A 24,664-nucleotide genomic window follows, 5' to 3' on the forward strand; every position below is an offset into this window, starting at 1 on the left:
GGTCGAGAATCCTTTAAAGGGATTTGAACAAAACATCCTAGTCGGCATTTTTCCATGTGCACGACCGGTCGGCGGTGCGGTAAAGTGCCGCCCCATGAAATTCACCCGTACCGATCGTTCACTGCTGGCCTGGATGCTCTATTGCTGCGTCCTGTTCAACGTGTTCGCCTGCAGCATCGGTCACGGACAAATGGTCGGCATGCAGCTCAACGGTATCGGTGGCCAGTTCTGCGCCGTCGATCCGAGCACCCAGGCGCCGCTGGCCTCAAATCCCGCCGAAGAAAAACTGCCGACCCTGGCAAAAGCCTTCGGCTGCCCGCTGTGCTCCACCGGCGGCATGGGCCCGGCGTTCAACTCCAGCCTGACCCTGGCAATCCTGCCGGAACAACACAGCCCGCCGCTGCCGGTCATCGTCAGCACTGACCTCCCTGCTCGCTTCATCTGGCCTTCGGCCAATCCCCGCGCCCCGCCGCTCGCCTGAATGCCCTTGCCTTTTTGATCTGTCAGCCCACTGCGCCAACGCGCGGCGTTCGCCTGTGCGCTGACTCCGAGAACAAGCATTCAGGATGCAATCGATGAAACAACTTACCTTGCTGGCGAGCCTCTGCGGCTGCCTGTCCGTCAACGTCTGGGCGCAATCCACCGTGGGTCTGGCGCCAATCACCATTGACGGCGAATCCGGCGCCGAGCCTGGCCTGAGCCTCGACCAGTCCAGCGGCATGGCCTCGCGCCTCGGCCTCAGCGTGCGCGACACTCCGGCCTCAGTGGCGATTGCCAACCGCAATGACATCGAACGTCACGGTTCGCAAAACTTTCAGGACGCGGCCAACACCTTGCCGGGAGTGAACGCCAGTGCACCGCCGGGCTTTGGCGGGTTCGTCTCCTATCGCGGTTTTACCAGCAGCCAGATCACCCAGATGTTTAACGGCGTAAACGTCTCCGGCGGACTGGCGCGTCCCGTGGATTCGTGGATTTATGACCGGGTGGAACTGGTGGGCGGCCCTTCGTCACTGATCAACGGCGCCGGCTCGGTCGGTGGCTCGCTGAACTACGTGACCAAACTGGCCACCCGCGACGAGCAAGCCATCGATGGCCGAGTCAGTTATGGCACCTACGACACCACAGAAACCGCATTCGGCCTCAATCACGCGCTGACCAACCCCGGTGCCGACGTGCAGCACTACGCGCGCCTCGACGTCAGCCACAACACCAGCAACGGCTACATCGACCGCCAGGAACGCGATGCCTGGAGCGTGGCGTTCTCGCTGCTCAGCGACCTGACGCCAAACCTGTCGCATACTCTGGCCCTGGAATATCAGGACGAACACGAAGACAGCCCATACTGGGGTACGCCGGTGCTCAACCCAAAGGCTGGCGAGTTGAAGATCGACAAACACAACCGCTTCAACAACTACAACGTCGAGGACGGCCGCTACGAGCAACGGACAATCTGGGTGCGCTCGATCATCGATTACCGGATCAACGACAGCACCACCCTGCGCAACACCCTCTATCACCTGGACAGCCAACGCGATTACCGCAACCTGGAAACCTATCAATACAACGCCGACAACAGCGCAGTAAACCGCTCCACTGCCTATCAGGTGCGCCATCAGGGTGAGCAGAACGGCAACCAGTTCGAACTGCGCCACGACAACATCCTGTTCGGCCTCGACACCACCTGGTCCGGCGGTTTCGAGTACAAGGTCAACCAGACCACCAACTCGCCGCTGAACGTCAAAGGCGCCAGCACGGTGAACCCGAACAACTACCGACCCGGGCATTTCTATGACATTCCTGGAACGATGCCGGGTTTCGTCAGCGACAAGACCAACCAAGTCACAACCAAAGCGCTGTTCGCCGAAAATCGCCTGGCACTGACCGACAAGCTTTCGCTGCTCACTGGTCTGCGCTATGACGACATCGATCTCGACGTGACCAACCATCGCACGGTAACGGCAAGCAACCCGCGTCATCTGAAGCGCAGCTGGGATCCGGTCACCGGGCGCATCGGCCTGACCTATCAGTTCATTCCGTCAGCCAATGTGTACGTGCAATACAGCACTGCCGCCGAGCAACCCAATGGCACCCAGGACTTTGATGTCTCGACCGGCAAGCAATGGGAAATCGGCAGCAAGTTCGACTATCTGAACGGACGCGGTTCGGCGACCGTGGCCGCTTACACCATTGAGCGCAAGGACTTCGCCGTGACGGATCCACTGGACCCGACCAGCAGTATTCCGGTCGGCCAGCAGACTTCGAAGGGCATCGAGATTGCCAGCTCGTTGCGGATCACCGACAAGTTGCTGGCCGAAGGCAACTTCGCCTGGGTCGATGCGCAATACGATGAGTTCAACGAGAAGAACGCCGCCGGCGTGGTGGTTTCGCGCAAGGGCAACACACCGACCAACGTGCCGGACCGGGTCGGCAATCTGTGGCTGACCTACGATTTCTCGCCAAAATGGCAAGGCGGGGTCGATGCGCGGTACGTGGCGTCGGTGTTCGCCGATAATGCCAACACCATCACCGTACCGTCGTACACGTTGTTTGGCAGCTTCCTCAGCTACAAGGTGGATTCGCACACCACCGTGACCGGACGGGTGCGCAACCTGACGAATGAGGTGTACGCCGAGTTCGCCCATGTATCGCCGGCGTATTACCTCGGCACACCGCGCACCTTTGAGCTGGCTGTGCAAACCCGCTTCTAAAAGCTTCGCGGCAAGCCCGCTCCCACAGGAATCGATGTGTTTTCAAAGCTCAGAGCACACCGAAAAACTTGTGGGAGCGGGCTCGCCCGCGATGAGGCCCATCGATACGACCTCTATTTCAAATCAGCTGAAACCTTATCTGCCACATCCTTCGGCAGCCACGACTGCCACACATCCGGATGCGCCTTCATGAACGCTGTCGCCGCATCCCGAGGTGGCGTATGTTTTTCACTCATCTCGGCGAGCGCCTTGTTCAGGTCATCAATCGGAAAGTCGACCTTGCTGAAGAACTCGGCGATCTGCGGATACTGTTTCTGGAACGGCGTGGACACCCCGATCGACAGCTTCGAGGCCAGTGAACGGGTCGGTTTCGGATTGGGATTATCGGCGTCGGTCAGGGTCTTCCACGCCTCGGCATCGAACGGCGGCTCTTCCAGCTGGATCAGCTTGAACTTGCCGAGCAACGGTGTCGGCGACCAGTAATAGAACAGCACCGGTTTGCCCCGACGGATCGATGAACTGATCTCGGCATCGAGCGCCGCACCGGAGCCGCTGCGGAAATTGGTGAAGTCATCCTGCAAGCCATAGGCCGTAAGCTTCTGCTTGTTCACCACCTCCGACGTCCAGCCGATCGGGCTGTTGAGGAACCGGCCCTTGCTCGGGGATTCCGGGTCCTTGAACACATCCTTGTACTTCTTCAGATCGCTGACGCTGCGCAGGTCCGGCGCCAGTGGCTTGATGCCCTTGGCCGGGTCCCCCTTGATCACGTATTCCGGCACCCACCAGCCCTCGGTGGCGCCTTTGACCGTGTCACCCAGGCTGGCGACCTTGCCTTCGGCCTCGGCCTTGACCCACACCGGACTGCGCCCGGCCCATTCTTCGCCGATGACCTGAATGTCATTGTTGGCCAATGCGGTCTCCAGCGTGATGGTGGTGCCCGGCAAAGTATCGGTCGGAAGCCCATAGCCCTTCTCGACAATGATCCGCAGGACATCGGTAATCAGGCTGCCGCTTTCCCAGTTCAGATCGGCGAAGTGGATCGGCGCCTGTGCCGCGCTCACCGCAGGCATCACCGTCATCAAACCGAATGTGGTCAACCCGGCGGCAAGCAACCGTCGAAATCCGTTCATGCTTTTGCACCTCGTGCCGTTCACAGCAATAGCAGGATGGCCTGACAGAAGACCGCAAGCCTCTGAATACTCAGTCAACTGACTGTAGACGAGGTTCCTGCTTTTTCAGGGGCATGACACGAACAAGGCTACTTTTCAGACATTTCCTGCAGGCTCTTCAGCTCGCGTCTGACCATGCTGGCGTATTCCGCAGGCTGCAAGGCGTAGATTTGCGAAGCGACCCAACCCAGCCACGCGCCCTTCAGTTCGGCCTTTGCAACGAACAGCCGACGCGCTTCTTCACGGGCACTGTCGAGGTTCTGCAAATGGAAATCGGCGCGACTCACTCGCTGGCCTTGAAGGTCACCAGTTCGCCCTTGCGCCACTTGGCGGCTTTGGCGGTGACGGCTTTCAGGGTCTTGGTCAGGCCTTCCTGTAACTGCTCGTTGGCGGCGAACACGGTGAACGCACTGTGGCCTTCCTTGAACACGATGGCATGGCCGTCAGCCGTGGTGACGAACGCATAATCGCCCAGACCGTACACGGTCATTTTGATTTCGCGAAAGCGGATGTCCATCTTGCCGCCTTCACGGCTGGGCAGCACCGACGCGCTGAAATGATCGCCGACCTTGAGCTTGAGGCCAGGTTTGTCATCGACCACCAATGCGCTTTCGGTGTCGATCTCGGCAACGTAAATGCCTTCGGCGTTTTGCTCGGTGATGTAAACAAAACGCGATTGAAACTGCTTGACCAGCTTTGCCCGCAAATCACCCAGCACGAACAAAGCATGCATATCGAGGTTACTGACTGCCAAAGAAACATCCCCACACTTGAAAAGAGTGCCGTAAGCGAAAAGCGCGCACGGCAGAAAAAATCGGCCTGGCCGAAGGTGTTGCGCGATGACTCGAATATACGCCAGAGCGAACGAAGTGCTTGTTCAACGCAAGTTGCACAAGACTACTGGAATGCCCCTCGCGAAACCCGCAAAGACGTTCTCCAAATGTTGAAGAAAAACGCATCACGGCTGGCCAGAGAAAACTGACTACGAACTTTAGGGAAAAAACTCACCAAGAAAAGCACTTTTCCGACATATCGCACGCAAAAAATTGCTTTAGATAGCGCCATGCCGTCAACAGGTGTTGGCGATTCTAGAGCAGCGATGCTGTTCGCGACTACCCGCAACACCCTGTAAATGCGGGCCAATCCATGAAAAGGACTTCACATGTGCACTTTGACGCATTTTGCCGTGACTCACGAACCAGCCTTTGCCTTGAACACTCCCACCTTCGAGACCGTTTCCACAATCGAGTCTTGCACTCACGAACCGTTGTTTCAGGTGATCCCGGCGGGCAATGGCTTTTTCCATATCAGGGAAAAGTCGACGGGCCTTGTCAGAGGTTTCCGGGAGAATCACAACGCCGCCTGCGCCCTCGCCCGTTCACTGGAATCAAGAATCGAACTCCTGGCCAGCGAGCCCCTCAGATAAAGAGAGTGATCGACCCGCCAACCTTCAAGGAGCACACCATGGAACTGCCTGCGTACAACCTGACAACCCTGTTCGACCAATTAGGGCTGCCTTCGGAGGAAACGGCGATTGACGACTTCATCGAAGCCCATCCGCTGGAACCCGATACGAAACTGATTGACGCAGAATTCTGGAGCCCGCAACAGGCGCAGTTGCTCAAGGAATGGCTGCGTGCCGATGGCGAGGAAGCGGTAATGGTCGACGAGCTGAATGTGCGCCTGCACCGGGGCAAATGATTTCGGTCAGTGCAGGCTGTCTCCGGATCTCGCGCCCAATTGCTCGAGCCAGGCTGCCCTGCACTCCTCGGCTTCATCGCGACTGGCGAATGCAGTGCCGCGCTGCTCACCATTGAGCAATACCACCCAGCAGACACTTTGCCCCATCGCACGCAGACCGGCGGGTACACCGCTGCCGATCATCACCGCGACATCGACTCTGCATTGCATGCTGACCTCCAAAATTCATTAGCAACCTAACTATGAAGGCATGTTAATGATTTGGATCAAGAGGAAACAGCGACGGCGCTGCACAGCTTAATTGCAATTCCGGCAACAATGCCTCAGCGCGGATTCTCCGGTTTGTAGCCCAGACGCAAGCCCCCCCAGTGCCGGCCCTTGACCATGATCGGCACCGACAGGTCGTGCATCAGCTCGCCGGTATCGCGGGTGTAGGTCTGCAACAGCACGGGTTGCTGATGGCTGCCGCAGCGAATCCCGGTACGGTCGGCGAATTTGCGTTTGGTGCGATTGTTGACGGTATCGACCTGCACATCTCCGGTCAGTGGCCGGCTGAATGCCTGATTGTGCGTCGGCACATAACCGTGCTGTGTGCAGGCGATGGCGAACACCAGACCTTCGTGACGCGGCAGTAACGGCTCCTGAATGGCCGGCAGCACCTGATCGGTGTAGCGGTCGAAACGGGTCTGGAACTTGGCCGGCTGGGTGTCCGGAATCGGCTGATACTGTCGGTCGAAGAGGTCTTCAAGGCTGATACGACCTTGCTCGACATCAGCTTCGAACCGCGCGGCAATCTGACTGGCTCCTTCACGGGCGAGGTCGTAGATGCGCTGGTGATAGTCATCCAGCCCGACTTCGGCCAAGCGTTCGCTGATGGTTTCCGCCTGCCCTTCCATCTGTACGGCCGCGTCGGCCAGACGACGAGTCTGCTGGTCGCTGATAGCCAGATCGCTGCGCATCTGCTCGATGGCAGCGAACAGACTGTCGAGCTGTTCGCGATTGGTTTCCGCGCCCCTGGCGATTTCGCCCACCTGGCTTTCGACCCCGGCCGCCAGTCGCGCGATGTTTTCCAGGTGCTGACCGGTGTGCTCAACCTGCTCGACACCCGTGTGTAAATCATCGGAGAGCTGGCGGATCTGCTCCACCACCTGCGCCGTGCGTTGCTGAATGTCGGCGACCATTTCCCCCACTTCACCGGTGGCCGTCGCGGTACGAGCCGCCAGGCCGCGCACTTCGTCCGCCACCACTGCAAATCCACGACCGTGCTCGCCGGCCCGGGCGGCTTCAATTGCGGCGTTCAATGCAAGAAGGTTGGTCTGACTGGCGATGGACTGAATCACCAGCGTCACGCGCTGAATGTCATCGCTGCGCTGACTCAAGGCTTCGATCAGTTCACGGCTGGCATTGGCGCGCTGGCTGAGCTGATGCATACGCGAAATCGAGTCCACCAGTTCGGTGCGCCCCGCCGCGCTGCTGTGATGGGCTTCGCTGGCTGCGCCCAAGGCTTCACGGCTGAGCTGCGAAGTGGCCTGTTCAGTGGCGATCATGACTTCAGCGTTGTTGACGATCTGCGCGGCGGCGTCGAGTTGCGATTGCAACTTGCCGGCCAGCTCCTTGACGGAAAACGCCACGCCAGCGGCTGATAGCGCGTTATGGCTGGTGGTGTAGGAAAGGTCGCGAGTCAGCTCGGACATCGCGCTGCTGCTGTCGACGGGTTGAGCATCGGGGACCGCCCGAGAACGCAGGCGCGGCAGCCAGACGATCAGCACCGCCAGCGGCATGCTGACGTACAAGGGCCATTCGCCCAGGCTCATCCCGGCCAGCAACAGCATCAGGGCGATGCTTTGCAGGGTCGGCGTCAGCCAGCGATTCTTCGGCAAAACAACTGGTGCAGGCAGAGCCGCAACCAGAGATCCATCTCTCGTCATTTCGTTACCCCACGCTTGTTCTCATTGTTGTGGCTGCATTAAACGCCACTACAACGCCATTATCCATGGTCCGTTAGTCGTGGGTCTGTGGCAGGTCAATGGAATGGCAGGGAGACTTTCCGGCAGACGAGAAAAAGCAAAGATCGCAGCCTTTTGCAGTTCCCGATGGAGCTGCAAAAGGCTGCGATCTTTTCGCGACGACCCGTATTGAAGGGGTCGCCTCAGGAATCAGGCCTGACGCTGGTGCTTGTCGATCTGCTCGTGCCGCTCTTGAGCTTCGATGCAGTACTTGGTGGTCGGGCTGATCAGCAGGCGTTTCAGGCCGATAGGCTCGCCGCTGTCGTCGCACCAGCCGAAGCTGTCTTCCTTGATACGCTCAAGGGCCTGCTCGAGTTGCGGCAGCATGCGCTGGTCGCGATCGATCGCGTTTACCAGCCAGGTGCGCTCTTCTTCCACCGATGCGGCGTCCGCCGGGTCAGCCGGGGTGTCCAGGCTTTCGATGGCAATACGGTTCTGCTCAATGCGCTCATGGGTTTCGACTTTCATGTTCTGCAACAGCTCTTGAAAGAAAGCTTGTTGCTCGGCATTCATGTAGTCATCTGCCGGCATGGCCAGCAACTTGTCCTTTGTCATTGATATCTCTATAAAAAACGTGCATTAAGGCGAATTAGGGAGCGTTCCGGCGAACCGTCTGCGTTCATCGGAAAGGCATCGTTTATTGCAAACGCCACCCGGCACTCAATTTACGAAGGGGCGGCAGTCTAAGGCTCGTTTGAGGCCTCAGCAACTGTAAATACCGGGAATTTGTCCGACAAGGCCCGGAAACTGCTCTGACACAGGCTTCACAGCGCTCATCGGAGTGCGTTTATAGCAAGAAATTCAGTCGAGCGGCTGTATATAGAAGACAAACGTCGGACGAGCGGCGCTTTGTCGCAATTCGTTACGGTCATTGACCGCGAAAACAGCCCCCTCGCAAAGACTGACAAATCCCCCTGACCTCAGCTACGTTATGCCCTCCCCGGTTCGACTTGAAGGAACGCGTCATGAAACTGATCGGCATGCTGGACTCCCCTTACGTGCGCCGCGTGGCGATCTCTGCCAAATGTCTGGGGATCGAACTGGAACACGATCCGGTCTCGGTGTTCCGTCACTTCGAGCGCTTCCAGCAGATCAACCCGGTGGTCAAGGCGCCGACCCTGGTGCTCGATGACGGCGAAGTGCTGATCGACTCGACCCTGATCCTCGACTACCTCGAAGTCCTGTCCGGCAAAACCCTGCTGCCCGCCGACCTGTCGCATCGGGTCAAAGCCCTGCGCCTGATCGGCCTGGGTCTTGCCGCCTGCGAAAAAGCCGTGCAGCTCTACTACGAACGCAACCTGCGCCCGGCCGACATTCAATACCAGCCGTGGGTCGAACGCGTCGAAGGTCAACTCGCCGCCGCCTTCACCGCCCTTGAACATGAACTCGAAAAACACCCGCTGCCCACCGACGGCTCTCTCCAGCAGGACGGTATCACCCTGGCCGTCGCCTGGAGCTTCACCGGCCTCGTTGTCCCCGACCAGATTAACGTCGATCGCTTCCCGCGCATCGCCCAATACACCGCGTACGCCGAAAGCACCCAGGCGTTCATCAGCACCCCGATGACCTGACCATGAGCACCACCGAAACCGCCGCCCCGGCCCTCAAAGAAATCTTCAACGCCGAACGCCTGCAACACATCGCCACAGAAATGAGCGCCGTGTACCCGGCGTTCAAGGCCAAGGCGTTTCTCAAGCACGCCAACGACGGCCTCGCCGACCTCTCCGTCATGCAACGCATGGCCCGCGTCAGCGAAAGCCTGCACGCGGTGCTGCCGCTGGATTACGCAGATTCCCTCACTGTCCTGCGCGAACTTGCCCCACGACTGAACAGCGGCTTCGTCAGCATGTGCCTGCCGCACTACGTCGCGAGCTACGGCGCGCACGCGTTCGACACCTCCATGGAAGCCCTGAAGTACTTCACCACCTTCGGTTCCTCCGAATTCGCCATCCGCCACTTCCTGCGCAGCGACCTGGAACGCTCGCTGGAACTGATGCACGACTGGACCCGAGACGAAAACCACCACGTCCGAAGACTCGCCAGCGAAGGCAGCCGCCCTCGCCTGCCGTGGTCATTTCGGCTGGAACCGGTGCAGGCGGATCCGCTGTTGGCTGCCGGGATTCTTGATCGGTTGAAAGCCGATGAGAGTTTGTACGTGCGCAAGTCCGTGGCGAATCATTTAAATGACGTGACGAAAGAGCATCCAGAGTGGGTGCTGGATACAGTTGAGGGGTGGTCGCTGGACAACAAGCACACGGCTTGGATTGCCAAACATGCGCTACGGAGTTTGATCAAACAGGGGAATTCTCGGGCGCTTACGGTTATAGGCGCTGGGGCCAAGGCTGAGGTTGAGTTGCTGGATGTGAAGGTGGAGCCGGCGGTTGTGCGGCTTGGCGAGACGATAACTTTGTCATTTACCGTTCGATCGTTGGTCCCAGTTGAACAGCGGCTGGTGATTGATTATGCGATTGACTATGTGAAGGCGAATGGCGGGACGTCGGCCAAGGTTTTCAAGTTGAAGACGTTGGAGCTGGAGGGGTTTGGGAATGCGGTTGTGGCGCGGCGGCAGGTGATTAAGGATTTCACTACGCGCAAGCACTATGCGGGGGTGCATGCGGTGCATGTGGTGGTTAATGGGGAGCGGTTGGGGAGTACAGCGGTTGACATCGATTTTTGACGGACTGAAAGATTCTCTCTGACGTTGCTCTCGTACGTGGACTAGCCAACAAAAAAATCCAAGGACCTGGCCATGAAGCTTAAACAAATAGTCGATTGCTTTTTTAAATATGCGATTGAACGGAGAAATCCGTACAGCAGCTTCCCCCTTACCACTGAAATCGATGAGTTTGGCGGGCCGTATGTTGAAATTTCCGACTCAGGAAAACTGGCTATCGTTGCGAGATCGCGGTTATGAAGTGTTGAGAAAAGAGACAACATCACCAGAGGAGCTGGCTAAATGGGTGTATGAAATGTTCAACAAGAGATAAAACTTCACACCAATGCGTCATTCCGACTAATCCAACTCGACGCTTTCAACTCTTCGCAACCGATCAAAAATTTACGACTTTACTTTCTGACTGATTTTGACCAAAAGTATCTAAACACGCTTGGCACCCCTTCACAGCCGGCTTCAGGCGGGAAGGAAGGTCAAACTGTCAAGATTGATCTCGGCGTAAGAACCTATATCCCCCTTGTAAAGCGAGACCCTGGACACGCCCAGCTCGGACTGTAAAAGCTCGACTAACGTTCTTAGCTTTTTGTTTTTAGACATCGACGTCGGACGCACTACCGCTGCCTGTCCGGGTTCGTCATCGTAAATCCTGATCAGAAACATATCCTCTTCGCTCTGTATTTCGTAGTTATAACCACGATACTCATACCCGAGGTCGTGGTCGACGTCATCAAAGCGAGTAGCTTTTATTATCTTCAAAGTGGCATCCAGTATTCGATCACTATAGAAGGATCATTTCAAAAAATAAAAATGGGGACGCATCTATTTATCAAAAGACCCACCCTGTATTTTTCCGACTCACCTCCATTTTCAAGAATTACCAACTGCCATACGGAATGCCGAATTTTTCGATATAACGCTTGGATCTTTCACTGATCGGATAAGCGTAACGCCCTTGGTTCTTACCCTGACTCGGACCTAGCGGTTCGATCTCTGCTTGCGCCCGAGCGACCTTGATCGCCTTATGACACGAGTCTTTAACCCAAGCCTGCACCACCCCGCCGGGCGCCAGCCCCAAGTAAACCGACGCCATAAACCGCGCCTCTCGTTCAGGTGTTTGCGGGCAACGTTTGCTGGTGGATTCCACCATCAATTGTCTGGCGTGTTCTGGAATATCCACCCAGGCTTGCCAGGTTTTCTTTTCAACGATTGACTGCCATCGAACATATATCCGCACGGGAAGATCGGCACCCACCACTCGTTTTCCGCTGCCATCCACGATGGACCAGCCGCGAGCCGACTCGGTGCCGTCCTCAGGTTCACCACCGGCGGCGGAGCCGCCATTGGCCTTGAAGTAGACCTTGCCGGTAACGTCCTGCACAGAACTGTCCTCCACCCAAACCTGCATGTAATCAGGTTCGATGAATGCCAATTCCCACCATTCGGATTTGGGGTCTTTTTTACCTGATAGCGGATCAGCAGACTGGCAGCCAGCCATGAACAACGCGCAAAACAGGGTGACAAGTAATTTCATTACCAGAGCGTCCAGTCAGGTACGTGAGGATGTTGTACGCGAATTGAGTCTGCCGTAGGGGCATTGATGTAGACCGCTCTCATTCCACTGCCGTCTCTGCGGCCAAGGGGATGGTTCCAGTTTGCGGACGTGTGAATGTACTTCAGTTTCAACAGCTTTTCTTCTTGTGGAGTGACGCTGTAGTCGCCTGCCAAGAACCGATCACACAATGCTTGAAGCTCTGAAGGAACAGCCAATTCCGGTGTATCCGGAATATCTTTAAAGCGAACGCCCTTCTCTTTCGCCAACTGGTGCATCAAGCGCAGGTACACCCGGGAGAGCATGCCACTCACCGGACGTTTTAGTTGGACGGCGGCGTACACCCGTTTTAAGCGCGGACTGAGCCGATCTTGTAACGCATTAGGCAAGGGCAACGCAGCTGGCGTGACAATCTCCAGCATTTCCGCAGGCCAACCTTTGGCAAGCAACTGATCCTTCACTATCTCTGCATCACGATAAATCGAGGTTGTCACAACATCAGTATTCTGCGACACGTCCAAGCTTTGCATGGGGCTGACGAGTACATTCTCTTGTGCTTCTTCGAGGTAACCACCCCCAAGGTCGGAATGAACTCCCGGTAAAACGATTTCCAAATGATCGGGCTTGACGCGGCTCAAAGCGAAATTCGCCCGGCATTCATCGCGCGCAGTCAGCTGGACAACATCTGTGAAATAGCGACGATCCAGGTACAACCTGATGCCAGTGGCAACAGGGCTTTTGATGTTGCCCAGATTTGACCATCCGGCAATCGAGGGTACGGTGTCGAACAGACCAATGAAGCCCATGTTGATGCTGCTTTTGTATTGTTCATTGAAAGTAGAACTGAATCCTCTCGCATTACTGCGCATCACATCCCCAAGAGGGCCCTGCTTTCCGCGTGCAATTTCATTGGCAAAATGCCGAGCGGCAGCAGCTCCACGACTGAAACCGAACGTATCGAATGTCAGAGAAGTAATTTCGCTCTCAGGATGGCTAGCCAGTACCCCTTCAATACGCAGTTTGATCTCTGAAAACGAAAGCTGAACACGACCTGCAACCCCCGTCTCACCTCGACCAGTGCCGGCCCCAAGCGTGCTGTCCTCCATGCCTGAGCGAGTACCGATCCCCTCGACATACACCATGCGAAAGGCTTGCTTCTGCGACCCCTCTCCTTCGGCTTTCTGAGGTGCGTAATACAAGTCACTCAGTTTCTGCACATTGCTGGTGTCATTGCCGTAGCTGCTGTCCGGATCTTTCATGAACGGCTGGCAACTCGCATCAATATCTTGAGCCGCAATCGGATGATGAGCACCACACAAAAGCCCGGCCGCAGCATTATTGGCATTATTTCCCGTCCCATCGAAGAACACTCCGATTCGCAGGGCTATGCCAATTTTTTCACGTGCCGATGCCGGTTCCTTCCCGTGTTTCTCATATTCAGCCCAACGCTGGGCATGAATGTCGACGGGGTCGGTTCCTTTGTTGCGATAGTTTTTAGGCGGGTTGGGAATGTAGCCACTCAATCCTTGATTCCTCGTTCTGATCCTTGAGAACGGGCCGAAGGGTGACAGTCGATGTTGGGTGGCGCAAGCCGTGGCCCAGTGCCAGCGCCTGGCTTCATGCGGAGAAGAACGGCTCCTCTTCTCACTGCAGAATTGGGTTTATGCCTTGAGATACAAGTAGTCCAGCACCTAACTCACAGCCAACCTCACAACAAGCGCTGGTGCGCACTAGCCACGCAAGTCACGCACCAGGCCTATCTGAACAGTTACCACTGGCCGCTTACGAGACAGCCGACGATTTCCCAACCGCTGTATTCCCACCAGGAATATCGATCATCGGAGCAGCTTCTGGCCAGACTGGCCATATGGATTTCGCCCGCTGTTTGTTGGGTACCGAAAGGCGTGCCAATAGAAGCTGTTACTTGATTGATAGTTTGAGGAGCCTTGAGGGTGGTCGGATGTACGGAAGCATTCGCAACGGTGGCGGTGAAAGCGAGCGTTGCGGATACGGCCAGAGCAGTGATGGACTTTTTCATTTTCGAATCCTTTCAGTTATCTGACATGCGGCTTGTGCATTGGCCTGACCTGCCTTAATCAATAATCTGAACAGATCGGGCACTCGCAAAAAGCCTACCACCGTGCTACCGGCTGCACAGTCGCTCAACTGTGCTATTGACAAGCTGATGGAGTGAGGGAAGGGATCTTTTCGAACGCTCAAGACTCGGGCAACGCGCCGGGTTCTTTTCCTGTCTATCACCCTGCGTGCAGTGGTGGCGCCACGCCCCGAATGATAAGGTTCAGCCTCAAAATCACGGACGACACCTCGTGCACAAACAATGTCTGGCAGCAGCAGTAACCTTCACCATCAGTTTTTCCGCTCTTGCCTCTCCCGTACCGCAGGAAGAACTCGAAGAGTGCCAACGAATAGAAAACTCGGCCAAACAGGTCATGAAAACCAGGCAGCAAGGCGTGCCTATGGCTTCGGTGTGGGAATTGGCCGAAGCGGCAGGTAAGCAGAACGAGTATGTGGGTGAAGTGTTCAAGTCGCTGATCCGCGAGGCGTACGAGATTCCTCAATACTCAAGCGAGAGCTTGCAGCAGAAAGCGATCAGCGATTTCCATTCCAATTTCTACAAGGCTTGCATCGTGACGGCGGAAAAGAGAGCAAACGCAAACGGCTGAGCTCAACGAACAAAAAAGAGAGCAGATTCAGGTAATGAATCTGCTCCCTTTTACTGAAGGACTCCTGATTCAGGGCCAGGGAGCTCCATCACCTTCGCGGGCATTAAAAGCCGCCCCCTCAATGTGATAAACCTGCGGCTCCTCCGAAAAATGCCCCTCCAACTTCAGCATAAAGATCCTGTGATCTTCACCCGCCTCAAAATCCATATGAGCCTCCAGCGACTCCCACCGCACGATCAAATTGAACCGCTCCGGCGTTTCAATTCCCTGCGCAAGCATGTGCCCGCCGTACCCGTTCGCGCGGCGGAGCAAAGGCGCAACCTCGGCAAATGCACGCCGGAACTCATCAACACGTTCTGCGTGAACAGGCAGCAAAGCGATCTCGTAAATCATGACGCATCCCCCACAGAATCCACACGAAGCGCCGGCACGACCGCAATCGCAATCTTCCCTTGAAGACCGTTATTGGGACTTTCCAGCCGAGCATGGGCCAGCGCAATCTCCGCAAGCGAATACACCGCGCCAACATGTGGCCGCAGTTGACCGCGTTCCACCAGGGCACTCAATTCATCGAGCTTGCCGCGGTTCTGGCGGGTGAAAACGAAGTGATAGCTCGCGTTCTTGCCCCACGCCTGAACGAGGTTTTGTGGCCGGGCGATGTCGACGATCGAGACCACGCGGCCAAGTTGCGCGAGTGCGTCGGGGCTGCGCGACAGGGTGTCGCCGCCGATGGTGTCGAACACTACGTCCACTCCGAGGCCATGGGTTTCTCGCAGGATGGCGTCGACGTAGTCTTCCTTTTCGTAGTCGATGATCACATCGGCGCCCATGCGGCGGACGAACTCGGCATTTGCTTCACGCGCGGTCGTGAACACTTTGGCGCCCATCGCTTTGGCGAGCTGGATGGCGACGTGTCCGACGCCGCCTGCGCCGCCATGGATCAAGATGCTCTCCCCTACTCTGAGCGCTGCCCGCACGATCAAGGCTTCCCATGCTGTCCCGCCCACCAGGCTCAAGCTGGCAGCTTCGAGGTGGCTCAGTGAGGAAGGCTTTTTGCCGATGATGCTGGCGGACGCCACGTGGTACTCGGCATAGCTGCCGGGGCCGTCGAAGATTTGCGGCGTGTACCAGACTTCGTCGCCCGGCGCGAAAGCCGTCACGCCGGGGCCAACCGCCTCGACTACGCCGGAGACGTCATGTCCGGTGATGGCCGGCAGTTGCACCAGATCCTGATAGTCGCCGCGTCGGACTTGATAATCCAATGGATTGATCGAGGTGGCGTGTACCCGGACCAGCACTTGTCCCGTTTCCGGCACAGGCTTGGGCACGTCGCAGAGTGTGAACGATTCCGGGTTGCCAAATGATTCAAGCAGCATCGCTTTCATGGTGAATCCTCGTATCGACAATAAGGGATATCGAGATATCTCGATATCATGCGATAAATTTTTTTACAGCTCTTTCCCTATGACCTCGGCCAAGGCGCTGATGTTGGCTTCATTGCGCTTGTAGTAGGTCCACTGACCGATGCGCCTGACTTCAACCAGGCCCACACGCTGCAGCGTTGCAAGATAACCGGACACCGTTGACTGCGAGAGTCCGATGCCCTCTTGAATACTGCTCACACACACGCCCACCGTGTGAACGTCGCCCTCGTCCTGCGGGGGAAAGTTCTTTACGGGGTCCTTCAAGCCTTTCAGGATTTCAAGCCGTACCGGGTTTGAGAGTGCTTTGAATACTTCGATCAGGTCCATGCGGCGAGGATATCGAGATTATTCGATATGTCAATACGCTGTTTGACCAACGGAATGCATCTCGCCTGCCGAGAGCTCGGCAACGCTCGTCAAACCGCCAGAACGCAGCAAGGTACCTGGTAAAGAATGTGCTCGGTGGTACTGCCCAACCATTTGCTCAAGCCCCGGTTGCGAACTCTTCCCATCACGATGACATCGACATGCTGCTCGTCGGCGAACTCGCTCAGCACAGTGACTGGCCGGCCTTCAACGAAGTGGCGCTGACTGGAGGCCACACCGAACTGCCCGGCCAGTCGAAGAAACGATTTTTGCAGGTCCTCGCGCAGTGACCGAGTCAGCTCGGCCAGGGGTAATCCCCCCATGTCCGCCAGGTACGCGGCGGAAATATCGCAGGCATAGAGCAAGTGCAACTCGGCGTCGCACTGAATGGCCAGGGCACTGGCCTGCCGGATGATCTGCTCGTTCAACGAGTTGTCGGCGGACTCGATATCCGACACCTCGACCGCCGCCAGCACTTTACGAGGCAATACATAGCCGCTTCCGCCCACCAGATACACAGGGACCGGACAATCGCGCAGCAATTGCCAGTCCAGCGGCGTGTAAAACGCGCGCCTGAGGGCCGACACCTGTTCGATTTCCTTGATCAGCAGATCGGGCCCATACGCTTTGACATGATCAAGGATGCGCTGCTCCACATCAGCGGCCCATTCCACTTCGGTGGTCACCTCGATCCGCCTGCCGCGCAGATTGACCGCCCGGGCTTCCAGCGTCTGCCGGTGTTCCTCAAGAAATGCTTCGCGTGCCTGTGACCGGTTGCCTGTTTCCAGCAGCGACAAACCGTCGAGCGAGGGAATCAGCGCCAATATGTGCAAGCGCGCGCCACTGGCCTTGGCCAGCGCCGCGGCATGGTTGATCGCAGCGGACTCGCGCAGGAGCGGATTGATGATCAGCAACAACCGTTGATACTGGCTCATAGAGACCTCTCGTCAGATCCAGGACTTTGCACTTCGGTTCGAACGACCGGCCCCACCGCCAGGATGCTGCCGGGTACCGAATACAGCGCCCGCTCGGTATTGCTACCCATCAACCGGTCAATACCTGCGCGGTGCATCGTGCCCATCACGACCACATCCGCCAGGTATTGCTCGACAAACTCGCTGATGACCGGCACTGGCAGCCCCATCACAAAATGGCGTCGCTCGGGCGGGATCCCGTAGCGATCGGCGAGGTTGATGAAAGCCTGGTGCAGGGACTGCCGCAGCTCCTCGACAAAATCCACTCCCCATCCGGTACCGACCAGCGGCGCGTCGCCATTGAAGGCCGGTGACAGGTCATAGGCGTAGAGCAGGTGCATGGGCGCGTCACATTGCGTGGCCAGCGCGTTGGCGGTCTGAATGATGGTGTCATTCAGACCGCTGATCTGGGTCTCGGGATCGAACGGATCCACGGCCGCCACGATCCGATGCGGCAGGCTGTAACGGACCTCGTTGACCAGATGCACGGGCACCGGACATTCGCGCAGCAAATGGCAATCCAGCGGCGTTATGAAAACCCGCTTCAGGAGGGGTTCGAGCGTCACATCCTTGATCAGCAAATCAGGTTTGAGGTCTGCGACAGCCCGCAGGATATCCAGCAGCGCGTGGGTGGTGAACACCACCTCCACCGTGACCTTTAGTCCCTGTTCCGAGAGTTGCTCAAGCTGATCGGCTACCCAGCGACGGTGGTGGCGCAGATAGCGCTGATAGCCGACCTCGTCGATTTTGTCCTCCCACAGGCGAACCACGGGTGCCGGTTCAGCGAAGACCCGAACGTCCAGCGCCGCCCCGCTCGCCTTGGCCAGCGCCACCGCGCGCAGCATGGCGGGCGTCTGATGCAGGGTCTGGTCGGCGACCAGCAGCAAACGTTGATATTGCCCCATCACACACCTCCGCAAGACAACCGCAGGCTTTGAGACTGAGCCTGCGTCACTGGCACGCAGTTGATTTACATCAACTTCGGACCATTCAACATCGCCGGTCTCTGACCCAGATCAGATTCCTGCCCATTGAGCAGCGTAGAAAGAAAGCGACTGCAGGGCGCTGTGTCCCGCACCTGTCTTTAAAACCGCAAGGAGGGTCTCCTCATGCTCACCGTCAAAGACCACAACGAACGAGCCGCCAATGCCTATGCCTCGATCGCCGGGCAACACTGGATCGAAGCACTCAGGGACGGTCGCCATGTGCTGATCCGGCCCCTTTCGGAAAAGGATCGGGAACGCGAGTATGCGTTCATCCAACGCTTGTCTCCCGAGTCGCGACACATGCGTTTTCTGGCGCAGATCAACGAACCGTCGGGCACGATGCTGGATCAATTGATGGATACCGATAATCGCCTGCGCCTGGCCTACGTGGCGCTGGTGCACGACAACGGCCAATTGATCGAGATCGGCGTAAGCCGCTATGCCGCCACGGGTGAACACGAGTGCGAATGCGCCGTTACCGTTGCCGATGAATGGACGCATCTGGGGCTGGGGACCTTGTTGATGGAGCACTTGATCACGGCGGCGCGCAAGAATGGAATGCATCGGATGTATTCGGTCGATGCCGCCAGCAATGCTTCCATGCGCGATCTGGCGCGGGCGCTGGGATTCGAACGGCACAATGACCCCGACGATCCCCGCCAGGTCATTCACAGCCTGTACTTGTAGCCTCTGTCGCCGGCGAACGTCCGTACGGGCGATCGCCGGTGCTCCGACGCTAGAGCCCCCTGCCCGGCTTGATCGCCAACACACTGCAGGGTGCCCGGTGCAAGAGCTGTTCGGCCGTGGTGCCCAAGAGTTTGTTCATCCCTTTGTTCTGCACCGTCCCCGCCACGATCACGTCGACGTTTTGCTCTTCGACAAATCGGCAAATGGCCGGCACCGGCACACCTTCGATGAAATGACGACACTCCTTCGACACGCCATGACGCTCGGCCATCGCGGCAAACGCCTCATGCTGTGCTGTGCCCAGTGCCTCGTAGATACCGGTGGCCAGCGGCAACACACCAAACCCGAAGTCCTGCGCATAGGCGGCGGTCCAATCGTAGACGTGCAATAACTGCAGCCGCGCATTGCACACCCTGGCCAGCTTCGATGCGGCGTCGATAATCTGGTCGTTGAACACCAGATCCTGATCTTCGCTGCGAAGCACGTCGATGATCGCCAGAACATGACGGGGGCGTGGGTTCAAGGCGTTGGTCACGAGGTGTACCGGGATCGGGCAATCGCGCAGCAGTTGCCAGTCCAGCGGGGTAAAAAACACTCGTTTCAGGACCGACTCTTCGTGGGCATCCCTGATGATCATCACCAGCGGCATTTCATTGATGAACTGCAGAATCTCCGCGTAAGGGTCCTGAACCCAGACCACTTCGCTCGTGACAACGATCCCGTGTCCACGCATCCGTGTTGCCTGTTCTTCAAGCCAGTGGCGATGCTTCTCCAGGTAGGCGTCACGGGCCACGGCCACCTGTTCGGGGGCAAACAGCCCGACCACGGCCAGCGCCTGTAAATAATCGAATGCCACGATATGCAGCGGTCTTTGCAGCGCCTGCGCCAATGCCAAGGCACGATCGAATGCCGGCGTGTGGTGCATGGAGGGCGGAGCGATCAGCAGCAGGCGGGGTTCCTGTGACATGGTGCACCTCGACATTGAGCGATGGCAGGGAATGAGTCTCAGGCTGTCCCTTTTACCGACGAGCACTTTGATTTTTGTCAGTGTCCGGTCAAATCGTCGCTCGATCCACCAGCAGACCGGCCCACATGGCAGCGGTCAACAGAATTTGACCGGGTATGACATACGCGGCGAAACGGCGTCCGCCACTGATCCAGGCCACCAGGCATTTGCTCAATGCGTTACTGCTGACCGCCAGCAGCACGGGCGGCGCAATGGCGGCGTAATCCAACAGTCCACCCTTGGCGAGGGTGGCAATCGACGCCGTGGAAGAATGAGCATCGGCGAATCCGCTGAGTACGGCAGTCAGCATCACGCCCGCCTCGCCAAAGTGATCGAGCATCAGCGAAGACAAAAACGTCACGCCGGCCATGGTCAACGTGACCGCCAGCGCGAGCTTGAGATTGAATGCCCCGCCGACCTTGATCGGCTGGTTCGCAGCAACCGCAGGCCTGGGGAACAGCAGGCCCAGGCTGAACAGCAGCGTTACGCCGAATCCGGCCAGCAATGGCCCCCACAGGTGCGGCAACAGCGCGGTGTCGACCGCGCCGAGGATCAGCGCGACCTGCGCAGCGGTGGCCAGGTTCGACAGCAGGGCCGCCGCACTCAATACCTTGAGGTGCTCCGGGTCTTTGCGGGCGATATGCCCCATCGCCGCAATCGTCATGGTGCTGGAGGCGAAACCGGACGCGATGGCGCTGACCGCGTAGCCGTAGCGCACACCCAGCGTGCGCACGGCGATATGCCCAATGGCGTCGACGGCCATCAGCAACACGGTCAATGTACAAAGAGTGCGCAGGTTGAGTGCCGAGTAGGGACCGATGAACCGGTCAGGCGTCAGCGGCAACACCACCAATGCTGAGATCAGCAGCACCAACCCATCGCGCATCTCCGCTTCGCTCAACTGGCTGCGGGCGAAGTGATGGAGTTTCTGCCGGTAAGCCAGCAGCCCCGCCATGACCACGCCAATGGCGATTGCCAGTTCCGGCGCTGTGCCGCATAGCGCACCCAGTACCAGCACCGTGAGCAAGGCCACTTCGCTGGTCAGCCCCGGATCAGTGCTCAGGCTGCGCCAATAAGCCACGCCGATCAGCACCGCCAGACAGCCGCCCACCATGCCCAACAGCAGTGCGCCGCCCACTTGCATCGCGACGTAACCCAGCAGCGCCGTGATCGCGAACGTGCGCAATCCGGCACAGGCACGGCTGTCGCCGCGCCCTTTGTGCCGCTCGCGCTCCAGACCGACCAGCATGCCGATGCCCAACGCCGCGGCGGCCCCCGCCAGACCCAGTGCGTCACTCATAAAGGGATCGGACCATCGGCATACGTGATCCCGGGACGCTTATTGACCGGCGCCTTTTCGGCAATCGCTGGCCACACATGGGCCGCATCGATCCGTGACTTGAGTTGATCGATAACATCATTGAAATACCTCCTCCGGCCGCAACCACCGTTGTTTCTCATCCAGTGCAAACTCGGCAGTACCCCGCATTCACTCGCAGGGCTGCGGCGGTTTGACGATCATCAGACTGCAGGGAGCCTGGTTCAACACGCTTTCGACGGTACTGCCGATGAATCGGTGTGTACCGTCGGGATACAGCATGCCCAGCACCACCATGTCGAAAGCGTGCTGCCGGGCAAACAGGCCGATGACCTTTTGCGGGATGCCGGTCAGCAAGTGTCTGCATGAACTCTGGATGCCATAGCGTTCAGCGAGTGCTTCGAAAGCTTCTTGCTGGGCGTCCTCGATGGCGTCTTTCAGACTGCCATCCAGGCTGCCTGTCGGCACGCTGATGGCCCCGTCGTCGATGACCGCCCAGCAACCGACATTGAGCAGATGCAGCGCCGCGCCGCAACCGGCCGCCAGCGTGCAGGCAAGGTCAAGTATCCGGTCGTTCAAACCTTGCGTCAGTTCTTCCAGATGCGACAGATCGACCGCCGCAAGAATTTTCATTGGCCTGGCATGCCCGGCGCTTGTCACCAGATGCAGGTGTGCCGGACATTCGCGCAGCAAGCGCCAGTCCAGCGGGCGATGGAAAGCCCGGTCGAGTGCAGGGACGTAATGGGTATCCTTGATGACCAGGTCCGGATGAAAGTCTTTCACGTACTCAAGCACGTGCGCCAGGTTCGATCTGGCCCAGACCACTTCAGTGGTCACGTTCAGGCCGATGCATCGTTTGAAGCGGGCCTGCTGCTCCAGCCAGTGCCGATGCACTTGCAGATACCCTTCCCGCGCCTGGGCCATTGCCTCGGGTGCAAACAGCCCGGCCGCTGCCAGCACCGGGACATAATCGAACGCGACGATATGCAACAGTGCTCCGTTTGCAAGAGCCAGCGCACAGGCGCGTTCAAAAGCCGGGGTCTGGGTCATTTCGCCAGGGGCTATCAATAGAATGCGTTTGAGTTTGAGCACCACGTGCCTCTCCCTGAAACGTTTACCTGGATGATTGAAAAGCTGATTTCCTGAAGAGCGACATGAGCGGGGATTTTCCTCTCAGCCTGATCACGATCAGGAATTCTGCTGCTCAAGTATCGGCAGGCATTCTTCTGGCTCACTGATTTTTATCAACTTGATCGCAGTGATGTGCCCCCAGTCACTCACAACTTGTTTCTGATGCGCGAGGACGTTTTGACTGACTCGGATCCATTCGTCGTTTAACGGCGGTCGACAAGGTTTTTTCCGTGTCAATGGCGACCCGAGAACTATGATCAACAATTCATGGTGAGGGCTTTGCGGTGGCAGAAACTCGCTCGTATCGCGATCAATACCTCAAAACGGCGTGCTCCCGGTGCAGCGTGCTGGAGCTGTGTCTACCGCTCGGCTTGAACGGTGGAGAAATCGAGCGTCTGGACACGCTGATCGCCCAGCGACTGAAGGTCAAAAAAGGCGCGGCACTCTACCGTGCCGGTGATCCTTTGCGTTCCCTCTATGCCGTGCGGCTGGGGTCATTCAAGACCAGCGTGCTGTCGATCGATGGTCGCGAGCAAGTCACCGGGTTCCAGATTGCCGGTGAAATGCTCGGTCTGGATGCCATCAGTTCGGATCTGCACACCTGCGACGCGGTCGCGCTGGAGGACAGCGAAGTCTGCCCCATCCCTTTTGGCCAGCTGGAAAAACTGGCCCGGGAGCTGCCGTCACTGCAGCACAACCTGAACAGGATCCTCAGCCGGGAGATCGTTCGCGATCACGACATGCTGATGATGCTGGGCAACATGAGCTCGGATGAACGCCTGGCAGCGTTTCTGTTGAACCTGTCGCAACGCTTGAACGCTCGTGGTTATTCGTCGCGCAGCTTTGTGTTGAAGATGCGTCGGGAGGAAATCGGCTCCTACCTCGGCCTGCGCCTCGAAACCATCTGTCGCGGCATCGCCCACCTGCGCGACCAGGGACTGGTGCAGATTACCGGCCGCGACGTCACCATTGAGAACATGGACGGGCTCAAGCAGTTGATCGTCGGCTGCCATCGTCACCCGCAGTGAGCGTGCCGACGGGCCGGACGCGCCTTCACGGGGTAATCGCCACTTTCATCACACCGTCACGCTGGTGTGCAAACAAATCGTAGGCTGCTTCAATGTCATCCAGTTTGAACCGGTGGGTCACCAACGGTGACAGATCCACCATGCCGCTCTGCACGACCGCCATCAAACGCCGCATACGCTCTTTCCCGCCGGGGCACAGGGTGGTGACGATGCTGTAATCGCCCAACCCGGCCGCAAAGGCGTCGAGCGGAATGTGCAGATTGCTCGAGTAAACGCCCAGGCTCGACAAGCGGCCGCCCGGACGCAGCACGCGCAACGCCGATTCAAAGGTGCCTTGCGTGCCCAGTGCCTCGATCGCGACATCGACACCGCGCCCATCGGTGAGGGCCATGATCTGCTCGACCACATCGCCGTCCCGGAAATTGACAACATGGGTTGCCCCCAGTCGATGTGCCACTGTCATGCGCTCGGCCACCGCATCGACACCGATGATCGTGCTGGCGCCTTTGAGCCGGGCACCGGCGACTGCACACAGACCAATGGGGCCGAGGGCGAATACAGCGACGCTGTCGCCGATGCTCACCTCGCCCCGTTCGGCACCGGAGAAACCGGTGGACATGATGTCCGGACACATCAGCACCTGTTCATCACTGAGGCCATCGGGAATCGGACAAAGATTGGCCAAGGCATCGGGCACCAGTACGTATTCGGCCTGGCAGCCATCGATGGTGTTGCCGAACTTCCACCCGCCGATGGCCCGGAAACCATGACGAGTATCCGGCCCGTCCTGGGAACCACAGCCACACAGGCAAGCATAACTTTGCCCGCTGGGGGTGATGGCGCCGGCAATCACGCGCTGCCCTTCAATGAACCCGCGCACCTGCGACCCCAGACGTTCGATGATCCCCACCGGTTCGTGACCGACCGTCAAACCCTTCGCCACCGGGTACTCACCGCGCAGGATGTGCACATCCGTACCGCATATAGTCGTGGTGGTTATTCGAATCAAAGCGTCCTGCGGGCCGACTTCGGGGATCGGCTTGTCGTCGAGCACGATGCGATTTTTTTCGACGAAAATCGCGGCTTTCATGGTGGCCATGAGCATTCTCCTAGAGGATTCGACTCGTAGTCAGCCTGCGCCGCACTGCCAGACCGGCACTTGATAATGATCAACAATCGACGACATCCGCGACGATTGACCACCCGTCTGACGGCGCTCTGGCGACCACCGGTTGTTTGACAAAGATCAAACG

General features: G+C 58.0%; 30 protein-coding genes. 11 read left to right on the forward strand and 19 right to left on the reverse strand.

Going from position 1 to position 24,664, the window contains the following annotated elements; translation table 11 throughout:
* The first annotated feature begins 94 nt into the window (after positions 1-94).
* Both CAF77_RS06995 and CAF77_RS07000 read left to right on the forward strand, forming a co-directional pair.
* Positions 95-481 (forward strand): DUF2946 domain-containing protein, encoded by a 387-nt coding sequence (locus CAF77_RS06995; protein ID WP_064379437.1) that lies wholly within the window; start codon positions 95-97, stop codon positions 479-481.
* Between the two features lie 94 nt (positions 482-575).
* Entirely contained in the window at positions 576-2,708 is a 2,133-nt protein-coding gene (locus tag CAF77_RS07000) for a TonB-dependent siderophore receptor (protein WP_064379439.1), read from the forward strand.
* A gap of 113 nt (positions 2,709-2,821) precedes the next feature.
* On the opposite strand, the gene CAF77_RS07005 is transcribed toward CAF77_RS07000, so the two are convergent.
* From CAF77_RS07005 to CAF77_RS07015, 3 genes are all read right to left on the reverse strand, one after another.
* Entirely contained in the window at positions 2,822-3,838 is a 1,017-nt protein-coding gene (locus tag CAF77_RS07005; protein ID WP_064379441.1) for an ABC transporter substrate-binding protein, read from the reverse strand.
* Between the two features lie 128 nt (positions 3,839-3,966).
* The gene (locus tag CAF77_RS07010) at positions 3,967-4,164 is read right to left on the reverse strand and encodes a hypothetical protein (RefSeq protein WP_011334693.1); all 198 of its coding nucleotides are present in this window, start codon (positions 4,162-4,164) and stop codon (positions 3,967-3,969) included.
* Positions 4,161-4,631 carry a hypothetical protein gene (locus tag CAF77_RS07015; RefSeq protein WP_084776909.1) on the reverse strand — a complete coding sequence of 157 codons (471 nt, stop codon included), beginning with the start codon at positions 4,629-4,631 and terminating at the stop codon, positions 4,161-4,163. The genes CAF77_RS07010 and CAF77_RS07015 overlap by 4 nt, the downstream gene beginning before the upstream one ends.
* Here CAF77_RS07015 and CAF77_RS29315 point away from each other — a divergent pair.
* From CAF77_RS29315 to CAF77_RS07025, 3 genes are all read left to right on the forward strand, one after another.
* Positions 4,605-4,859: a hypothetical protein gene (locus CAF77_RS29315; RefSeq protein WP_170928934.1), complete on the forward strand. Its 255-nt coding sequence runs from the start codon at positions 4,605-4,607 to the stop codon at positions 4,857-4,859. The two genes, CAF77_RS07015 and CAF77_RS29315, sit on opposite strands and share 27 nt — an antisense overlap.
* Before the next feature lie 180 nt (positions 4,860-5,039).
* A complete protein-coding gene (locus CAF77_RS29480) occupies positions 5,040-5,303 on the forward strand; it encodes a hypothetical protein (protein ID WP_064379445.1) in 264 nt (87 codons plus the stop codon).
* A gap of 38 nt (positions 5,304-5,341) precedes the next feature.
* Positions 5,342-5,578 carry a DUF2789 family protein gene (locus CAF77_RS07025; RefSeq protein WP_064379447.1) on the forward strand — a complete coding sequence of 79 codons (237 nt, stop codon included), beginning with the start codon at positions 5,342-5,344 and terminating at the stop codon, positions 5,576-5,578.
* 6 nt (positions 5,579-5,584) lie between these two features.
* Here the strand turns inward: CAF77_RS07025 and CAF77_RS07030 are convergent, their stop codons facing one another.
* The 3 genes from CAF77_RS07030 to CAF77_RS07040 all read right to left on the reverse strand — a co-directional run bounded on the left by CAF77_RS07030 (position 5,585) and on the right by CAF77_RS07040 (position 8,139).
* Positions 5,585-5,788, reverse strand: coding sequence for a hypothetical protein (locus CAF77_RS07030; RefSeq protein ID WP_064379448.1), 204 nt, complete (start codon positions 5,786-5,788; stop codon positions 5,585-5,587).
* A 113-nt stretch (positions 5,789-5,901) separates the two neighbouring features.
* Positions 5,902-7,506 (reverse strand): methyl-accepting chemotaxis protein, encoded by a 1,605-nt coding sequence (locus tag CAF77_RS07035; protein WP_064379450.1) that lies wholly within the window; start codon positions 7,504-7,506, stop codon positions 5,902-5,904.
* Positions 7,507-7,734: 228 nt separating this feature from the next.
* Positions 7,735-8,139, reverse strand: coding sequence for a TraR/DksA C4-type zinc finger protein (locus tag CAF77_RS07040; protein WP_011334700.1), 405 nt, complete (start codon positions 8,137-8,139; stop codon positions 7,735-7,737).
* A gap of 410 nt (positions 8,140-8,549) precedes the next feature.
* On the opposite strand from CAF77_RS07040, the gene CAF77_RS07045 reads away from it, so the two are divergent.
* The 3 genes from CAF77_RS07045 (at position 8,550) to CAF77_RS07055 (ending at position 10,498) form a co-directional block, all read left to right on the forward strand.
* Positions 8,550-9,155 carry a glutathione S-transferase gene (locus tag CAF77_RS07045; protein WP_064379452.1) on the forward strand — a complete coding sequence of 202 codons (606 nt, stop codon included), beginning with the start codon at positions 8,550-8,552 and terminating at the stop codon, positions 9,153-9,155.
* A 2-nt stretch (positions 9,156-9,157) separates the two neighbouring features.
* On the forward strand, positions 9,158-10,261 hold the full coding sequence (locus tag CAF77_RS07050; protein WP_064379454.1) for a DNA alkylation repair protein: 1,104 nt from the start codon (positions 9,158-9,160) through the stop codon (positions 10,259-10,261).
* A gap of 72 nt (positions 10,262-10,333) precedes the next feature.
* A complete protein-coding gene (locus CAF77_RS07055; RefSeq protein WP_170928937.1) occupies positions 10,334-10,498 on the forward strand; it encodes a hypothetical protein in 165 nt (54 codons plus the stop codon).
* 216 nt (positions 10,499-10,714) lie between these two features.
* On the opposite strand, the gene CAF77_RS07060 is transcribed toward CAF77_RS07055, so the two are convergent.
* The 4 genes from CAF77_RS07060 to CAF77_RS07075 form a co-directional block, all read right to left on the reverse strand.
* Positions 10,715-11,014, reverse strand: coding sequence for a hypothetical protein (locus CAF77_RS07060; RefSeq protein ID WP_041475573.1), 300 nt, complete (start codon positions 11,012-11,014; stop codon positions 10,715-10,717).
* 118 nt (positions 11,015-11,132) lie between these two features.
* A complete protein-coding gene (locus tag CAF77_RS07065) occupies positions 11,133-11,789 on the reverse strand; it encodes a DUF2931 family protein (protein WP_064379456.1) in 657 nt (218 codons plus the stop codon).
* Complete coding sequence (locus CAF77_RS07070; RefSeq protein ID WP_064379458.1) at positions 11,789-13,330, reverse strand: phospholipase effector Tle1 domain-containing protein; 1,542 nt, start codon at positions 13,328-13,330, stop codon at positions 11,789-11,791. Before CAF77_RS07070 ends, CAF77_RS07065 begins: the two co-directional genes overlap by 1 nt.
* A 245-nt stretch (positions 13,331-13,575) precedes the next feature.
* Positions 13,576-13,845 (reverse strand): hypothetical protein, encoded by a 270-nt coding sequence (locus CAF77_RS07075; RefSeq protein WP_085654227.1) that lies wholly within the window; start codon positions 13,843-13,845, stop codon positions 13,576-13,578.
* Positions 13,846-14,134: 289 nt separating this feature from the next.
* Here CAF77_RS07075 and CAF77_RS07080 point away from each other — a divergent pair, with 289 nt between their 5' ends.
* A complete protein-coding gene (locus CAF77_RS07080) occupies positions 14,135-14,491 on the forward strand; it encodes a hypothetical protein (protein WP_064379461.1) in 357 nt (118 codons plus the stop codon).
* Between the two features lie 69 nt (positions 14,492-14,560).
* Here CAF77_RS07080 and CAF77_RS07085 read toward each other — a convergent pair whose 3' ends face one another.
* The 5 genes from CAF77_RS07085 to CAF77_RS07105 form a co-directional block, all read right to left on the reverse strand.
* Positions 14,561-14,884: an antibiotic biosynthesis monooxygenase gene (locus CAF77_RS07085; RefSeq protein WP_064379462.1), complete on the reverse strand. Its 324-nt coding sequence runs from the start codon at positions 14,882-14,884 to the stop codon at positions 14,561-14,563.
* On the reverse strand, positions 14,881-15,876 hold the full coding sequence (locus CAF77_RS07090) for a zinc-dependent alcohol dehydrogenase family protein (protein ID WP_064379464.1): 996 nt from the start codon (positions 15,874-15,876) through the stop codon (positions 14,881-14,883). The genes CAF77_RS07085 and CAF77_RS07090 overlap by 4 nt, the downstream gene beginning before the upstream one ends.
* Before the next feature lie 63 nt (positions 15,877-15,939).
* Positions 15,940-16,242 carry a helix-turn-helix transcriptional regulator gene (locus tag CAF77_RS07095; RefSeq protein ID WP_007950555.1) on the reverse strand — a complete coding sequence of 101 codons (303 nt, stop codon included), beginning with the start codon at positions 16,240-16,242 and terminating at the stop codon, positions 15,940-15,942.
* A gap of 89 nt (positions 16,243-16,331) precedes the next feature.
* The gene (locus CAF77_RS07100) at positions 16,332-17,216 is read right to left on the reverse strand and encodes a universal stress protein (RefSeq protein WP_064379466.1); all 885 of its coding nucleotides are present in this window, start codon (positions 17,214-17,216) and stop codon (positions 16,332-16,334) included.
* Entirely contained in the window at positions 17,213-18,160 is a 948-nt protein-coding gene (locus CAF77_RS07105; protein WP_064379468.1) for a universal stress protein, read from the reverse strand. The genes CAF77_RS07100 and CAF77_RS07105 overlap by 4 nt, the downstream gene beginning before the upstream one ends.
* A gap of 204 nt (positions 18,161-18,364) precedes the next feature.
* On the opposite strand from CAF77_RS07105, the gene CAF77_RS07110 reads away from it, so the two are divergent.
* Positions 18,365-18,928: a GNAT family N-acetyltransferase gene (locus CAF77_RS07110; protein ID WP_011334713.1), complete on the forward strand. Its 564-nt coding sequence runs from the start codon at positions 18,365-18,367 to the stop codon at positions 18,926-18,928.
* A gap of 49 nt (positions 18,929-18,977) precedes the next feature.
* Here the strand turns inward: CAF77_RS07110 and CAF77_RS07115 are convergent, their stop codons facing one another.
* The 3 genes from CAF77_RS07115 to CAF77_RS07125 all read right to left on the reverse strand — a co-directional run bounded on the left by CAF77_RS07115 (position 18,978) and on the right by CAF77_RS07125 (position 22,344).
* Positions 18,978-19,895 carry a universal stress protein gene (locus CAF77_RS07115; RefSeq protein WP_085654228.1) on the reverse strand — a complete coding sequence of 306 codons (918 nt, stop codon included), beginning with the start codon at positions 19,893-19,895 and terminating at the stop codon, positions 18,978-18,980.
* A gap of 88 nt (positions 19,896-19,983) precedes the next feature.
* The gene (locus CAF77_RS07120; RefSeq protein WP_085654229.1) at positions 19,984-21,234 is read right to left on the reverse strand and encodes a DUF4010 domain-containing protein; all 1,251 of its coding nucleotides are present in this window, start codon (positions 21,232-21,234) and stop codon (positions 19,984-19,986) included.
* A 189-nt stretch (positions 21,235-21,423) separates the two neighbouring features.
* Positions 21,424-22,344: a universal stress protein gene (locus CAF77_RS07125; protein WP_085654386.1), complete on the reverse strand. Its 921-nt coding sequence runs from the start codon at positions 22,342-22,344 to the stop codon at positions 21,424-21,426.
* Positions 22,345-22,667: 323 nt separating this feature from the next.
* On the opposite strand from CAF77_RS07125, the gene fnr reads away from it, so the two are divergent.
* Complete coding sequence (gene fnr, locus CAF77_RS07130; protein WP_085654230.1) at positions 22,668-23,411, forward strand: fumarate/nitrate reduction transcriptional regulator Fnr; 744 nt, start codon at positions 22,668-22,670, stop codon at positions 23,409-23,411.
* A 25-nt stretch (positions 23,412-23,436) separates the two neighbouring features.
* On the opposite strand, the gene CAF77_RS07135 is transcribed toward fnr, so the two are convergent.
* Positions 23,437-24,510, reverse strand: coding sequence for an NAD(P)-dependent alcohol dehydrogenase (locus tag CAF77_RS07135; RefSeq protein ID WP_085654231.1), 1,074 nt, complete (start codon positions 24,508-24,510; stop codon positions 23,437-23,439).
* Positions 24,511-24,664: the final 154 nt, after the last annotated feature.

Origin of the sequence: Pseudomonas sp. R15(2017), from assembly GCF_002112685.1 — a bacterium.
Lineage (GTDB): Bacteria > Pseudomonadota > Gammaproteobacteria > Pseudomonadales > Pseudomonadaceae > Aquipseudomonas > Aquipseudomonas glycinae.

Excerpts from the sequence above, each read along its gene's own strand:
- CAF77_RS06995 (WP_064379437.1), top strand. The coding sequence starts at position 95 with ATGAAATTCACCCGTACCGATCGTTCACTGCTGGCCTGGATGCTCTAT.
- CAF77_RS07000 (WP_064379439.1), top strand. The coding sequence starts at position 576 with ATGAAACAACTTACCTTGCTGGCGAGCCTCTGCGGCTGCCTGTCCGTC.
- CAF77_RS07005 (WP_064379441.1), bottom strand. The coding sequence starts at position 3,838 with ATGAACGGATTTCGACGGTTGCTTGCCGCCGGGTTGACCACATTCGGT.
- CAF77_RS29315 (WP_170928934.1), top strand. The coding sequence starts at position 4,605 with ATGCATATCGAGGTTACTGACTGCCAAAGAAACATCCCCACACTTGAA.
- CAF77_RS29480 (WP_064379445.1), top strand. The coding sequence starts at position 5,040 with ATGTGCACTTTGACGCATTTTGCCGTGACTCACGAACCAGCCTTTGCC.
- CAF77_RS07025 (WP_064379447.1), top strand. The coding sequence starts at position 5,342 with ATGGAACTGCCTGCGTACAACCTGACAACCCTGTTCGACCAATTAGGG.
- CAF77_RS07030 (WP_064379448.1), bottom strand. The coding sequence starts at position 5,788 with ATGCAATGCAGAGTCGATGTCGCGGTGATGATCGGCAGCGGTGTACCC.
- CAF77_RS07035 (WP_064379450.1), bottom strand. The coding sequence starts at position 7,506 with ATGACGAGAGATGGATCTCTGGTTGCGGCTCTGCCTGCACCAGTTGTT.
- CAF77_RS07040 (WP_011334700.1), bottom strand. The coding sequence starts at position 8,139 with ATGACAAAGGACAAGTTGCTGGCCATGCCGGCAGATGACTACATGAAT.
- CAF77_RS07045 (WP_064379452.1), top strand. The coding sequence starts at position 8,550 with ATGAAACTGATCGGCATGCTGGACTCCCCTTACGTGCGCCGCGTGGCG.
- CAF77_RS07050 (WP_064379454.1), top strand. The coding sequence starts at position 9,158 with ATGAGCACCACCGAAACCGCCGCCCCGGCCCTCAAAGAAATCTTCAAC.
- CAF77_RS07055 (WP_170928937.1), top strand. The coding sequence starts at position 10,334 with ATGAAGCTTAAACAAATAGTCGATTGCTTTTTTAAATATGCGATTGAA.
- CAF77_RS07065 (WP_064379456.1), bottom strand. The coding sequence starts at position 11,789 with ATGAAATTACTTGTCACCCTGTTTTGCGCGTTGTTCATGGCTGGCTGC.
- CAF77_RS07075 (WP_085654227.1), bottom strand. The coding sequence starts at position 13,845 with ATGAAAAAGTCCATCACTGCTCTGGCCGTATCCGCAACGCTCGCTTTC.
- CAF77_RS07085 (WP_064379462.1), bottom strand. The coding sequence starts at position 14,884 with ATGATTTACGAGATCGCTTTGCTGCCTGTTCACGCAGAACGTGTTGAT.
- CAF77_RS07090 (WP_064379464.1), bottom strand. The coding sequence starts at position 15,876 with ATGAAAGCGATGCTGCTTGAATCATTTGGCAACCCGGAATCGTTCACA.
- CAF77_RS07095 (WP_007950555.1), bottom strand. The coding sequence starts at position 16,242 with ATGGACCTGATCGAAGTATTCAAAGCACTCTCAAACCCGGTACGGCTT.
- CAF77_RS07100 (WP_064379466.1), bottom strand. The coding sequence starts at position 17,216 with ATGAGCCAGTATCAACGGTTGTTGCTGATCATCAATCCGCTCCTGCGC.
- CAF77_RS07105 (WP_064379468.1), bottom strand. The coding sequence starts at position 18,160 with ATGGGGCAATATCAACGTTTGCTGCTGGTCGCCGACCAGACCCTGCAT.
- CAF77_RS07110 (WP_011334713.1), top strand. The coding sequence starts at position 18,365 with ATGCTCACCGTCAAAGACCACAACGAACGAGCCGCCAATGCCTATGCC.
- CAF77_RS07115 (WP_085654228.1), bottom strand. The coding sequence starts at position 19,895 with ATGTCACAGGAACCCCGCCTGCTGCTGATCGCTCCGCCCTCCATGCAC.
- CAF77_RS07120 (WP_085654229.1), bottom strand. The coding sequence starts at position 21,234 with ATGAGTGACGCACTGGGTCTGGCGGGGGCCGCCGCGGCGTTGGGCATC.
- CAF77_RS07135 (WP_085654231.1), bottom strand. The coding sequence starts at position 24,510 with ATGGCCACCATGAAAGCCGCGATTTTCGTCGAAAAAAATCGCATCGTG.